The organism is Streptomyces sp. NBC_00873 (genome assembly GCF_045207415.1).
GTDB lineage: Bacteria > Actinomycetota > Actinomycetes > Streptomycetales > Streptomycetaceae > Streptomyces.
Genome location: NZ_CP108803.1, coordinates 8471308 through 8483928 on the forward strand (window position 1 = coordinate 8471308; position 12621 = coordinate 8483928).

At 70.1% G+C, this 12621-nt stretch carries 11 protein-coding genes and 1 pseudogene; 8 read left to right on the top strand and 4 right to left on the bottom strand.

All coding sequences use genetic code 11. From position 1 onward, the window contains the following. Window positions 1–50: 50 nt before the first annotated feature. The 3 genes and pseudogenes from OH809_RS39180 to OH809_RS39190 all read left to right on the top strand — a co-directional run. Window positions 51–1043 (top strand): helix-turn-helix domain-containing protein, encoded by a 993-nt coding sequence (locus tag OH809_RS39180; protein ID WP_406416380.1) that lies wholly within the window; start codon window positions 51–53, stop codon window positions 1041–1043. Window positions 1044–1155: 112 nt separating this feature from the next. After that, complete coding sequence (locus tag OH809_RS39185; protein ID WP_406416378.1) at window positions 1156–2241, top strand: integrase core domain-containing protein; 1086 nt, start codon at window positions 1156–1158, stop codon at window positions 2239–2241. 57 nt (window positions 2242–2298) lie between these two features. Continuing rightward, window positions 2299–2862: pseudogene (locus tag OH809_RS39190) on the top strand (3'-5' exonuclease); the annotation flags it as partial. Window positions 2863–3247: 385 nt separating this feature from the next. Here OH809_RS39190 and OH809_RS39195 read toward each other — a convergent pair. From OH809_RS39195 to OH809_RS39210, 4 genes are all read right to left on the bottom strand, one after another. Next, window positions 3248–3397, bottom strand: coding sequence for a hypothetical protein (locus tag OH809_RS39195; RefSeq protein WP_406416377.1), 150 nt, complete (start codon window positions 3395–3397; stop codon window positions 3248–3250). A 2-nt stretch (window positions 3398–3399) separates the two neighbouring features. Next, window positions 3400–3729: an FAD-dependent oxidoreductase gene (locus tag OH809_RS39200; protein ID WP_406516321.1), complete on the bottom strand. Its 330-nt coding sequence runs from the start codon at window positions 3727–3729 to the stop codon at window positions 3400–3402. Between the two features lie 34 nt (window positions 3730–3763). Next, window positions 3764–5407 (bottom strand): long-chain fatty acid--CoA ligase, encoded by a 1644-nt coding sequence (locus OH809_RS39205; RefSeq protein ID WP_406516146.1) that lies wholly within the window; start codon window positions 5405–5407, stop codon window positions 3764–3766. A 292-nt stretch (window positions 5408–5699) separates the two neighbouring features. Further along, a complete protein-coding gene (locus OH809_RS39210) occupies window positions 5700–6458 on the bottom strand; it encodes an SDR family NAD(P)-dependent oxidoreductase (protein ID WP_406516147.1) in 759 nt (252 codons plus the stop codon). Between the two features lie 354 nt (window positions 6459–6812). Between OH809_RS39210 and OH809_RS39215 the strand changes: the two genes are divergently transcribed. The 5 genes from OH809_RS39215 (at window position 6813) to OH809_RS39235 (ending at window position 12562) form a co-directional block, all read left to right on the top strand. Beyond that, on the top strand, window positions 6813–8006 hold the full coding sequence (locus OH809_RS39215; protein WP_406416371.1) for an acyl-CoA dehydrogenase family protein: 1194 nt from the start codon (window positions 6813–6815) through the stop codon (window positions 8004–8006). Further along, a complete protein-coding gene (locus tag OH809_RS39220) occupies window positions 8003–9181 on the top strand; it encodes a CaiB/BaiF CoA transferase family protein (RefSeq protein WP_406416369.1) in 1179 nt (392 codons plus the stop codon). The genes OH809_RS39215 and OH809_RS39220 overlap by 4 nt, the downstream gene beginning before the upstream one ends. Window positions 9182–9210: 29 nt before the next feature. Continuing rightward, on the top strand, window positions 9211–10374 hold the full coding sequence (locus OH809_RS39225) for an acyl-CoA dehydrogenase family protein (RefSeq protein WP_406416367.1): 1164 nt from the start codon (window positions 9211–9213) through the stop codon (window positions 10372–10374). Then, the gene (locus tag OH809_RS39230) at window positions 10371–11432 is read left to right on the top strand and encodes a phosphotransferase family protein (RefSeq protein WP_406416365.1); all 1062 of its coding nucleotides are present in this window, start codon (window positions 10371–10373) and stop codon (window positions 11430–11432) included. Before OH809_RS39225 ends, OH809_RS39230 begins: the two co-directional genes overlap by 4 nt. Window positions 11433–11686: 254 nt before the next feature. Further along, the gene (locus OH809_RS39235; protein ID WP_406416363.1) at window positions 11687–12562 is read left to right on the top strand and encodes an aspartate/glutamate racemase family protein; all 876 of its coding nucleotides are present in this window, start codon (window positions 11687–11689) and stop codon (window positions 12560–12562) included. Window positions 12563–12621 lie beyond the last annotated feature (59 nt).

The following is a 12621-nucleotide window of genomic DNA, read 5'->3' on the forward strand; positions in this document are numbered from 1 at the left end:
CATGGCGCATACTCTCCCCGCTGCGGCAAGCGGAAGGGAGTCGGTCGCCGATGCTGGATGTGCTGGGTCTCGAACCCGATGACGAGCGCGTCTACCGGGCGCTGCTCGGACGGCCGAACTCCACCGCGATGCTGCTGTCGGATCTGCTCGTCGTATCGCAGGCCGACGTCGACAAGGCCTTGTCCCGCCTGGTCGGGTGGGGACTGGTGATCAGGTCGGCGGATGAGCAGTTCACCGCCGCGCCGCCGGCCATGGCGCTCGGCGCTCTCATCAGCCAGCGCCGAGACGGGCTGCGCATGGCTGAGCAGGCACTGGTGACCTTTGCCGAGGAACACCGGGCGGCGATGACCGGGAGCAGCATCAATGATCTGATCGAGGTCGTCACGGGCGTCGACGCCATCCGTCATCGCTTCTTACAGGTGCAGCAGGCAGCCCGCACGCAGGTCCGCAGCTTCATCACCGCACCGTTCGTCGCCGTGCCGCCCGACGAGAACACGGCCGAACCTGCGGCCATCGGCCGCGGGGTGCACTTCCGGGTGGTATTGGACCGGGCCGTGCTGGCAGAGCCGGGAATCATCACCGATGCGATCGATTCACTGCGCAACGGCGTGCAACTGCGTGTCGCCGACGGGTTGCCGATGAAACTCGTGCTGGCCGACGCCGATCTCGGCCTTGTCCCGCTTGCGGTCACACCAGCCGGAGAGCCCGGCGCCGTGCTGCTGCACCGCAGCGGCCTGTTGGATGCGCTGGACGCGCTGTTCGAGACGGTGTGGCGCACCGCCCATCCGCTCGAGCTGTCGGGCACCGGCGGAGAAGCCGAAACCACCGTCGAGGTCGGTGCGGAAGGCCCGACCGACCTCGACCGAAGGATCCTTGCGCTACTGCTGGCCGGTTTGACCGACCCGACGGCCGCGACACAGCTTGGTCTGTCACCGCGCACGCTGCACCGACGCCTGCGCCACCTCATGGACATAGCCGGAGTTCGGACCCGGATGCAGCTTGGCGGTTACGCCGTCCGACACGGCTGGGTAGAGCCACACTGAAGTCAAGTTGCTGCCGGAACTTGTCCCGCTCGAAAATACGATTTAGCGGCTGTGGCCTGCACGTTTGCTGATCCTGGCGACAAGGCCTCGACTGGCCTGCGACGATCTGCGGATGTCGCTGTCGGTCGTCGCCATGCTCGTCCGGAATCTGATCACCGTGCCCGCTGCCGTACTGCGCAGCCGTATGGCCAAAGGTGTGGAAGTTCTCGCGCTCCGGCATGAGAACGCGGTACTGCGCCGGCAGATCGCCCGGGTCTGCTACGAGCCCGCCGACCGGATCTGGCTCGCCGCACTCTCCCGGCTGATCCCGCGCGAACGCTGGCGCCAGGTCTTCGCGGTCACCCCCACCACACTGCTGGCCTGGCACCGTCAACTCCTCGCCCGCAAGTGGGCGTTCACCCAACGCCGCCGCCCCGGCCGACCCTCCACCGCGCCCGCCGTCAAGCAGCTCATTCTGCGCCTGGCCCGCGAGAACAGCACCTGGGGCCACCGCCGGATTCAGGGCGAACTCGCCCGCCTGGGCTACGCGATCGCCCCGTCCACAGTCTGGGAGATCCTGCATGCCGCCGGCATCGACCCCGCCCCGCAGCGCTCCGGGCCGACCTGGCGCCAGTTCCTCACCGCCCAGGCCCACGGCATCATCGCCGCCGACTTCCTCCACCTCGACACCGTGTCACTCAAGCGCCTCTACGCCCTGGTCGTCATCGAGCACGGCACCCGGCGCCTCCACCTCGCCGGCGTCACCGCCCATCCCACCGCGCAATGGACCGTCCAGCAGGCCAGGAACCTCGCCGTGATCCTGGACCGCCGCATCGACTCGCTGCGTTTCCTCCTCCGGGACCGGGACAGCAAGTACACCCGTGCCTTCGACGCCGTCTTCGAGGCCGACGGCGTGGAGATTCTGCTCAGCCCACCACGGGCACCCAAAGCGAACGCGATCTGCGAGCGAGTCGTGGGCACCCTCCGCCGCGAGCTCCTCGACCGCATGCTGATCTACAACGAGGCCCACGCCGTGAAAGTACTGACCGAGTACATCCAGCACTACAACGGACACCGTCCCCACCAATCCCGCCAGCAGTTACCCCCGGACAGCGACCAACCGTCCAACCCGGCCGCCATCACCGACCTCCAGGCCCACCGGATCCGGCGACAACCCATCCTCGGAGGATTGATCAACCAGTATCACCGCGCCGCCTGACCAAACGACACCACCGCAGCTCACAGCACCGAATCGTATTTTCGAGCGGGACAGGATCGGCCGGATGCCATCCTGTGCCGCACCAACGTGGGCGCCATGAACGAAGTCATGCAACAGCTGGCAGCAGGGCATCGCGTAGCTCTGGTCGGGGGAGGGGACACGCTGCGTGCACTGGCCCGCTCGGCCAACGACCTCAAAGAAGGCCGCCGTACCTCCCACCCCGAGCTGGTTCTGTTCCCTACCTGGGGTGACCTGCAGGACTACGCCGAACACGACCCAGCCGGCCGTGACCTTCAGCCACTGATCGACCTCGTCGACACCCATGGCACCGGCGCCATCCTCGCCGCCGTTGACCGACTCGACGATGAATCCGCGGCCGACGTGACCGTCTCCACAGCGCACAAAGCCAAAGGCCGTGAATGGCCGCGTGTGCAGATCTGCCGTGACTTCACCCCACCCAGGGACAGCGACCAAAGAGACGACAACGGTCACCCAGTGCCCGGTCCCATCGACGATGCTGAAGCGCGTCTGGCCTACGTGGCCGTCACCCGTGCGCGCAATCAACTCGACCTTGGCGGCCTCTCATGGATCGAGCATCACCCTGACGGCTGCCCCGTGTGACCGAGAGGGGCGTTCCCAAGGTCGGCGCTGCACCCCTCACTCATGCGCGACAGCGCTGCGGGACGGTGCGCACGAGATCGATCAGGCCTCGTGGACGACAGCTCCTTGACAGAAGAGGACTCAGTCACCACCGCAGCAGGCGCCGGCACCGTCCTTGACCAGCTGCCGAACGAGTTGTCCTTGAGAGCGGCCCGCAGGTCGTTCAGGAACCCGGGAACACCTATGGATTCCTCGACATCGGTGGCCGTCAGGTCGTCGACGCCGGGAGCCCGAGCTTCCCGGTTGTCCGCGGCCCGGTCGAAGGCCACCATCAGCGTCGCCGAGTCGTGCACGAAGTTGCGCTGAAAGCGTTCACCGAGGGCCCGTGCGCAGACGCAGTCGTTCATTACCACCCGGCCGTGTAGCCGCCCTGACATTCCGGACACCCCACGCCCATCAGGCACCGGACGCCCGCGGCCTCGTGCATGTCCAGCACGGCCCTGGCGACGTCGGCGCTCAGGGACCTGGTCATCAGGAGCGGCTGCGGGTCGACCATGGTCATCTCCAGGCCGAGCCCGCGCGCGCCGTGGAGGAGACCTCGGCCCCGACGAACCCGGCGCCGATCACCACGAGGGAGCCGCCGGCGGCCAGGTCGCGGCGCAGCCCGGCCGCGTCGGCCAGCGTGCGCACGACGTGCACCCCGTCGGTCTCGCCCCAGGGCGAGCGGCGGGCCGCGGCGCCGGTGGCGACCACCAGATGGTCCCAGTCGACGTCGCTGCCGTCGTGGAACGAGGCCACCCGGCGCCACGGGTCCAGTCCGGTGGCGCGCAGACCGGGGCGCAGCTCGATCCGGGCCGCGTCGCCCTGTTCCCTGGCGAGCAGGCGGATGTCGACGGGGCTCCCTGCGGTCGGCGCGGCCGATTCACGGGCGCTGGACGTCCAGCTTCCCCTCCGCGTAGATCGCGCGCATCCGCTTCTTGTCGAACTTGCCGACGCTGGTCAGCGGCAGCTCGTCGAGCTCCACCCAGCGCTCGGGGACCCACCACTTGGGCACCGAGCCGAGCAGGGTGTCGCGCAGGTCGGCCAGGGGCGTCTGGGCACCATCGCGCATCACGACCAGGACGCACGGGCGTTCGTCCCAGCGGTCGTCGGGCACGCCGATCACCGCCGCCTGGAGGACATCGGGGTGCCGGGCGATGGTGAGTTCCAGCTCGTTGGAGGAGATCCACTCGCCGCCGGACTTGATGACGTCCTTGGCCCGGTCGGTGAGGGTCGTGTACCCGAGCGGGTCGAGCGTGCCGACGTCCCCGGTGCGCAGCCAGCCGTCCCGGAACTTGTCGTCGGATTCGAGGCCGTAGTACGAGTCGGCGATCCAGGGCCCGCGGAGTTCGAACTCGCCGACCGCGTGCCCGTCTGCGGGCAGGATCTCGCCGGTGTCCGGCTGGACGAGGCGGATCTCCACGCCGGCGAGGACGCGGCCCTGGCCGTCAGCGCGGCGCTCCGGGTCGGTGTCCTCCTCGGCCCGTGGAGGCCGGTTCATCGTGATGAGCGGCGAGGTCTCCGTCATGCCCCAGCCTTGCAGCGCCGCCACCCCGTAGCGGTCCAATCCGGCGTGCAGCGTGCGCGGGATGGGCGCGCCTCCGAGGATGACGCGGTTGAGCGTCCCCAGGTCGCGCGACGGGTCCGCGTCCGCGTAGTTGAGGATCTCGTTCCAGACGGTGGGCACACCGTTGGAGAACGTCGGCTGGTAGCGCTTGACCGCCTCGACCACGGTTGCGGGGTCCACGTGGCGGTTGCACAGCAGCAGGTCGCCGCCGGCCCAGAACGTCGCGAACGGGTAGCCCCACGCGTTGGCGTGGAACATCGGCGTGATGATGTAGCCGCAGTCCCGCGAGTTGAGCGCGACGGCGTTGGCCGTGCACAGCGACATCGCGTGGAGCCAGATCGACCGGTGACTGTAGGCGACGCCCTTGGGGTCGCCGGTGGTCCCGGTCGTGAAGCACAGGGTCGCGGGGGCCTTCTCGTGGACCTCGGGCCACGGGAAGTCGGTCGGCTGCCCGGCGACGACGTCGCGGTAGCGCAGTACCTCGCCGGGCCAGGCACCCAGGGCACCATCCTCGAACTCGCCGACCACGACGACGGCGCGGACGGTGGGCAGTCGGTCGGCGACCTCCGCGAGGCGGTCGAGGAACGAGGCGTCCGCGATCACGACTTCGTCGGCGGCGTGGTTGATGGTGAACACGAGCTGTTCCGCGGACAGGCGCGGGTTGATCGTGTGCAGCAGCGCGCCCATGGCCGGGACCGCGAAGTACGCCTCAAGGTGCTCGCGGGTATTCCACAGGAACGAGCCCACGACGGAACCGGCCCGGACCCCCAGCGCCTGGAGGCCACGGGCGAGGGCCGCCACCTGCCCGGCCACGTCGCCGTAGAGCATTTCGGAGGCGTCGGCACCGACCGTCCGGACCGACCGCCGGGAATGCCAGGTCGAGCCGTGCCGGAGGATGTTGGCGACGGTGAGGTCGCCATCGCCGATGTTGCCCAGGGTGTGGCTCGACGGGTGGCTCACAGATGTTCTCCTTCGCATGATCCGGCTGATCCGGCTGTGGCACCTGTAGCGACAGCGATCGGTGCGACGTCCGGGGGCGGTTAACTGCTCGGCGGTCGTTGGCTGGACGAGGGACAGCGGACGTTGAGCATTTCCACGAGGCGAACAGCAGAACTTAATTCTGTCTTGAGGAATTTGCCCGGTCAATAAGCGCCGAGTGAACGTCTTTGCGGAGGATGCCTCTTCCGCCCGTGCGATGTGCGGCATCAGACGGGGCGACTTACCCGACGGGGGGTATGGAGCGGCTCGGGGGTCAGGCGCGCCAGAGTTCGGCGCCCGCCCGGACCACTGGCAGCTCGGGCACGACCGCGTGCCGGGACAACCTCGTGACGGCGAAGCTGAGTTCGGCGATGTCGGCGGCCGAGATCATCTCCTCGGGCGCGACCCGGTCGTGCGTCCAGGCGCTCATGTCGGTGTCGACGTAGCCTGGGCAGATCGCGGTGGCCGAGACGCCGTGCGCGGACTCCTCGGTGTTGACGGACGCACACAGAGCGACCAGTGCGGCCTTGCTGGCGGCGTACGCGGCCAGGCCGGGCTCGGGTGCGAGCGCCGTCACCGAGGACACCGCGATGATCTTGGTTCCGGTCACCGGCTGCTGCGCGGCGGTCGCCCGCAGCAGGTCGAGGGATTCGCCGATGAGCAGGAACGGGGACCGGATGTTCACCGCGAACTGCTTGTCGAAGCGCTTGAGCGGATAGCCCGCCACCGGCGCGGCGGAGCCCACTCCGGCGCTGATCACCAGGGCGTCCAGGCGGCCGAAGTACTCGGCGTGCGCCGCGGCGACCCGCCGTACGTCCTCCTCAGCCGCCATATCCCCCGGCGCCGTCTCGACCCGGACGCCCAGCTCAGTCAGGCGCTTGGCGGCCTCGTCGAGCGTGGCCGCGTCACGGGAGCTGAGGGTCAGGTCGTAGCCTTCGGACGCCAACCGGTGGGCGATCGCGTAGCCGATGCCGCGCGAAGCTCCCGTCACCAGGGCTGCCGGGCGCGTTTCGGGGGTGGGTGCGGTGTCCACGGTGGTACCTCTCTTCGAGACGGCCGGTTCCTGCGCGCGGTCAACGTGGCATGCGCTCGCGGCGGTGGTGAGCTCCGCGTCCGGGACCGCGCCGACCGGGGGCGACCTCGTGATCGTGATCATCGCCAGGCCGCCGTCGCCTTTCAAGGTCGCGGCCTGCTCCCGACCGGCCGGGCATGGAACTCCCGTAAGGGCTTACTTATCGCTCGCTCAGCGGCGACACTAGGAGTCGTGCGTGCGCCCGTCAAGCCTGGTCGGCAAAGGGTTGACCAGAGGAAGCCAATCACCTACCTTCCTGCACATTCCCACTGAGCGAGCGATCAGTAAACTCGCCGCAGAGATCCGAGGACCGTGATGGCGATCGACTTCACTCTGGAACCGCACCTCGCGGACCTGCGCGAACGCACCGCAGCGTTCGTCCGCGAGACCGTACTGCCCGCGGAGGAGGCCCTGCTCGCCAGCCAGGCCGCGCCGGACGACGGCTTGCGCGCCAGGCTCCAGCAGGCCGCCCGCGAGGCCGGTTTGTTCGCCCCGACCGTCGCCGCGGAACTGGGCGGGCTCGGCCTGGACATGCGCGGCCAGTCGGTCGTCCTGGAGGAGGCCGGATACAGCCTGCTCGGCCCGCTCGCCCTGAACTGCGCGGCGCCCGACGAGGGCAACATGCACCTGCTGGAGAAGGCCACCACGCCCGCGCAGCGCGAGCGGTTCCTGCGCCCGCTGGCGGCCGGGCAGGTGCGCTCGTGCTTCGGCATGACCGAGCCGGCCCCGGGCGCCGGGTCCGACCCGGTGCAGCTCGCTACCACCGCCCGCCGGGATGGTGACGAGTGGGTCATCGACGGACTCAAGCGCTTCATCACCGGCGCCGACGGCGCGGCGTTCGCCATCGTCATGGCACGCACCGGAGGCGACGACCGCTCGCCCGAGGCGACGATGTTCCTCGTCCCGACGGACACCCCCGGGTACACGCTGGAACGCCACATGCCCACGCTGGACAACGGCTTCGTCGGCGGGCACTGCGAACTCCGGTTCGCTTGCCTGCGCGTCGGCGACGACGCGGTACTGGGGGAGCCGGGCAAGGGCTTCGCGTACGCTCAGATACGGCTCGCCCCGGCGCGGTTGACCCACTGCATGCGCTGGCTCGGCGTCGCACGGCACGCCCACGACATCGCCGTCCGCTACGCCGCGAACCGCACCGCGTTCGGCAGTCGCCTCGGCGACCTGGGTATGACGCAGAGTCACATCGCGGACAGCGAGATCGACTTGGCGGCGAGCCGCGCGCTGATCCGCGAGGCCGCCTGGGTGCTCGACACCGGCGCTTCCTGCAAGCGCGAGACGTCCATCGCGAAGACGTTCGTGGCCGAAGCTGTCGGGCGGATCGTCGACCGCTCGATCCAGATCTGCGGCGGGCTCGGCGTCTCCGGCGATCTCCCGCTCGCCGCGTACCTGCGCGAAGTCCGTGCCTTCCGCATCTACGACGGGCCCTCCGAGGTGCACCGCTGGTCGCTCGCCCGGCGGGCCATCCGCGCCGCAGAGCAGGGCGGCGCATGACCGGGTGGGCCGCGCAGCCGGCATCCGGGCCGGGACCGCTGCACGGCGTCCGCGTCCTGGAGATCGCGAGCCTCGCGCCCGCGCCGTTCGCGTGCATGGTCCTCGCGGACCTCGGAGCGGACATCCTGCGCATCGACCGGGTCACCGACGTCGACGACCGTCCGCAGCCGACCGGCGACCCGCTCCACCGCGGCCGACGCTCGGTGGCGGTGGACCTCAAACACCCAGACGGCGCCGCACTCGTGCGCCGACTCGCGGCCACGGCGGACGTGTTCGTCGAAGGTTTCCGTCCCGGTGTGGCGGAACGCCTCGGGATTGGGCCCGCCGACCTCCAGGCCGCCAACCGGCGCCTGGTGTACGGACGCATGACCGGCTGGGGCCAGACCGGCCCCCTCGCCCACCGCGCGGGCCACGACATCAACTACATCGGGCTCGCGGGCGCCCTCGAACCCATCGGCCGCGCCGGCGAACGTCCGGTGCCGCCGCTGAACCTGGTCGGCGACTGCGGCGGCGGCGGCATGCTGCTCGCCGTCGGCATCCTCGCCGCGCTCTATGAACGCGAGCACTCCGGCCTGGGCCAGGTGGTCGACGCGGCCATGGTCGACGGCGCCGCGCTGCTGACCGCACCCCTGCACGGGCTGCGCGCCACCGACCAATGGGACGGCCCTCGCGGGCACAACCTGCTGGACGGCGGTGCGCCCTTCTACGACACGTACGAGACGGCCGACGGCCGGTACATGGCGGTGGGCGCGCTCGAACCGCAGTTCTATGCGCAACTGCTGGCCGGGCTCGGGCTCGCCGACGCGGACCTGCCCGAGCAGGACGACCGCGACCGGTGGTCCGAACTACGGGCCCGCTTCACCGCCGCGTTCGCGACGCGTACCCGCGACGAGTGGACGGCGGTCTTCGACGGCACCGACGCCTGCGTGACACCCGTCCTCAGTCCCTGGGAAGCCCACCTGCACCCGCACAACGCGGCGCGCGGCGTCTTCACCGACCTCGTCGGCTCGCGCCAGCCCGCACCCGCGCCGCGACTCGCGCGCACCGCGGGCACGACCGGTACCCCCGCCCCGGCGCCCGGCCAGGACACGGCGGCCGCCCTGCTCGCCTGGGGCGTCGACGCCGACGCCGTCGCTGACCTGACCGCGCGCGGCGCCGTCGCCGAACGTCCCTGATCTGCGCACCGTCCTAAGGAGCACCACCCGTGCAACGCACGCTCTACGACCGAGACCACCAGGAATTCCGGGCGATGGTCCGGCAGTTCGTCGCCTGTGAGGTCGTCCCGAACCAACAACGGTGGGAGCAGGAACGCCTCATCGACCGGTCGGTATGGACGGCCGCCGGGCGGCAGGGCCTGCTCGGCATCGCCGTGCCCGACGAGTACGGCGGCGCGGGCCAGGACGACTTCCGCTACCGCTCGGTCGTGAAGGAGGAACTGGCCCGGGTAGGCGCCGCGTCGCTGGCGGCCGGCTTCGCCATCCAGGACGACATCGTCCTGCCCTACCTGCTCGACCTCGCCACCGACGAGCAGAAGCAGCGCTGGCTTCCCGGCATCTGCGCGGGCGAGGTGGTCACGGCGATCGCCATGACCGAGCCCGGAGCCGGCAGCGACCTGCAAGGCATTCGGGCCACCGCCCGGCGGGACGGCGACGGCTGGATCATCGACGGCGCGAAGACGTTCATCACCAACGGCATCCACGCCGACCTCGTCATCGTGTTCGCCCGCACCGACCCCGACGCCGGGGCGAAGGGCATGAGCCTGTTCGCGGTCGAACGCGACACCCCGGGCTTCACGCGGGGGCGCAAGCTCGACAAGGTGGGCCTGCACGCGCAGGACACCGCGGAACTCTTCTTCGATGGGGTTCGGGTCCCGGCCGCGAACCTCATCGGGACCGAGGGCCAAGGCTTCTTCCACCTCGTGGAACGGCTCCCGCGCGAACGCCTGTCCATCGCCGTGGCCGCGCAGTGCGCCATCGAGGCGGCGCTGGACTGGACCCTGGACTACTGCGCTGAGCGAACCGCGTTCGGCCAGCCGATCCGGGACTTCCAGCACAGCAGGTTCCTGCTCGCCGAACTGGTCACCGAGGCGGAGGTGACCAGGGCGTACCTGGACTCCGCGATCCTCGCGTTGAACGCCGGGACGCTCACGGCGGTCGACGCCGCCAAGGCCAAGTGGTGGGCCACTGAACTCCAGACCAAGGTCGTCGACCGCTGCCTGCAACTGCACGGCGGCTACGGCTACATGCTGGAGTACCCCATCGCGCGGGCCTTCCTCGACTCCCGCATCCAGACCATCTATGGCGGCACGACCGAGATCATGAAAGAGATCATCGGCCGCGACTTGGCGAAGCGAAAGGCTGCGCGATGACCACCGTCCCCGGCCCCGCCACCAGCCCGCCCGGGCTCGAACTCGGCGCTCTGGAGGCGTACTTCCAGGTACACGTCCCCGGCTACCGGGGATCGCTGCGCGCCGAAGTCGTCGCGGGCGGCCGATCCAACCTCACCTACCGGGTGACGGGCGGCGGCAGCACCTGGGCCGTCCGCCGCCCGCCCCTGGGCGGTCTCACCCCGTCGGCGCACGACATCGGCCGCGAACACCGGGTGACCTCCGGACTACGCGGCAGCGGCGTCGCGGTCGCCGAGGCCGTCGCGTACTGCGACGACACTGACGTCATCGGCGCGCCGTTCAGCGTCGCGGCGTGGGTGGACGGCCGCGTCCTGCGCACCCGCGCCGACGCCGACGCGCTGACCGCCAACGACCTCGCGCGGTGCTCGGACGGCCTGGTGGACCAGCTGGTACGCCTCCACGCCGTCCCGTACTGCGAGTTCGGCCTGGAGACCCTCGGCCGCCCGGACGGCTACCTGCGGCGGCAGCTCACCCGCTGGCGTGGTCAATGGGACCTGGTCGCCACCCGCCCGCTGCCCACGGTCGGCACCCTCTTCGCGGCGTTGGAAGCGGCGATGCCCGAAACCGGCGAATCGTCGATCGTCCACGGCGACTTCCGCGTGGACAACACCATCCTCGACCCCGACGACCTGTCCAGGGTCCGCGCGGTCGTCGACTGGGAGCTGTCCACCCTCGGCGACCCGCTCGCGGACCTCGCCACGTTCCTCGTCTACCGCGACCCGGCCGTCGACGCGCTCCTGGACGGTCCCGCGGCCACCGCCCCCGGATTCCCGACCCAGTCGCAACTGGCGGAGCAGTATGCCCAGTCGAGTGGGCGGGACATCACGCAGCTGCCGTTCTACCTCGCGCTGGCGTATTTCAAGGTCGCCGTCATCGCCGAGGGCGTTCACTCCCGGTACACCCAGGGCATTACGGTGGGCTCCGGTTTCGACCGCGCCGGCGCGTCGGTTTCGCAACTCATCGACGCGGGTCTCGCCGCGATCGGCGGAACGGGGGCGGAGCGATCACCGGAGCCCTGACGACACCTCGGAGGCGGTCGGGTACCCCCGGCGGGCCGCCTCCTCGGAACGGCGCGAGAGAGGCTCGACGAACCCCTCGACGCGGATGCGATAACAGGGGTAAATTCTCTGTCTGATAGAGCAAAGATCTGGATAGCAGAATAGGAGCTTCAGTCCGGTTCCCGGCGTCACGCACGGCGCGCTCCTTGATCGAGTTTCCGAGCCGACCGAATCCATCCGCAGCCTCGCAACGCGCGCAACCCTAGGAGCACCTGATGACCAAGCGCATCGCGTACCTCACCTCGCCGGGTCCGACGGACCGGCGCGGCGTCGCGCCCGAGATCGTCACCCCCGGTTTCCAGATGGAGTTCGTGCAGATCGGCACCCCGACGCTGGTGAACGATCCGGCCGACTTGATGATCACCGACCTGGCGTATGTCGAAGCCGCCATGCGCGCGCAGCAGCAAGGGTTCGACGGCATCGTGATCGGGGCGGTCGCCGACTACGGCCTCGGCACGATACGCGCCTCCGTCGACATCCCGGTCTTCGGCTGCGGGCAGGCCAGCCTGCTGACCGCGGCCGGCATCGGCGACAAGTTCGGCATCGTCACCATTTGGCCGGAGACCACGGCGTTCACGTACGACCGGATCCTGCGCGACAACCCGGTCGGACGCCAGTGCGTGTCGGTCCGCTACGTGAGCACCGTCGCCGAGCAGGCTGAGATTGCCGACGAAGACGGCTTCTACCAGCAGATGCAGGCCGGGCGGGAAGGCATGATGCTCCGCATTCTCGCCGAGATCGAGGCCGCGGTCGCCGAGGGCGCGCAGTCGATCGTGCTCGGCTGCAACTGCATGAGCCCGGTCGCCGGCATCCTCGCCGCGGGCTCCTCGGTGCCGGTGATCGACCCGACGGCGGCGGGTTACCGGTCCATGGAGTCGATGCTGGCCCTCGGCCTGACGCACGCCAAGGACCCGCGGCTGCCCGCGGTGTCCGAGCGGGGTCCCGCCTTCGCCGAGGCGGTCGCGGCCGTGGTGGGCGCGTTCGACGAGCCCGAGGAGTGCCCGGTCTGCGTGCTCGACGAATACGGCAACGCCTCCTGCGAGGTCCCCAGCCGCGAGGCCGCACCCGCGTCCGCCGACGGTATGGCGTAGTGATCGCGAAGTCCGGTGATGCCACGAGCTTTTCGCGCGGCAGCCGGAAGGCCGGCCGA

What these genes read in the sequence shown, in the direction of transcription:
- OH809_RS39220 (WP_406416369.1), top strand. Translation starts at nt 8,003, where the DNA reads ATGACCGGGTGGGCCGCGCAGCCGGCATCCGGGCCGGGACCGCTGCAC.
- OH809_RS39195 (WP_406416377.1), bottom strand. Translation starts at nt 3,397, where the DNA reads ATGGTCGACCCGCAGCCGCTCCTGATGACCAGGTCCCTGAGCGCCGAC.
- OH809_RS39215 (WP_406416371.1), top strand. Translation starts at nt 6,813, where the DNA reads ATGGCGATCGACTTCACTCTGGAACCGCACCTCGCGGACCTGCGCGAA.
- OH809_RS39185 (WP_406416378.1), top strand. Translation starts at nt 1,156, where the DNA reads ATGTCGCTGTCGGTCGTCGCCATGCTCGTCCGGAATCTGATCACCGTG.
- OH809_RS39230 (WP_406416365.1), top strand. Translation starts at nt 10,371, where the DNA reads ATGACCACCGTCCCCGGCCCCGCCACCAGCCCGCCCGGGCTCGAACTC.
- OH809_RS39235 (WP_406416363.1), top strand. Translation starts at nt 11,687, where the DNA reads ATGACCAAGCGCATCGCGTACCTCACCTCGCCGGGTCCGACGGACCGG.
- OH809_RS39180 (WP_406416380.1), top strand. Translation starts at nt 51, where the DNA reads ATGCTGGATGTGCTGGGTCTCGAACCCGATGACGAGCGCGTCTACCGG.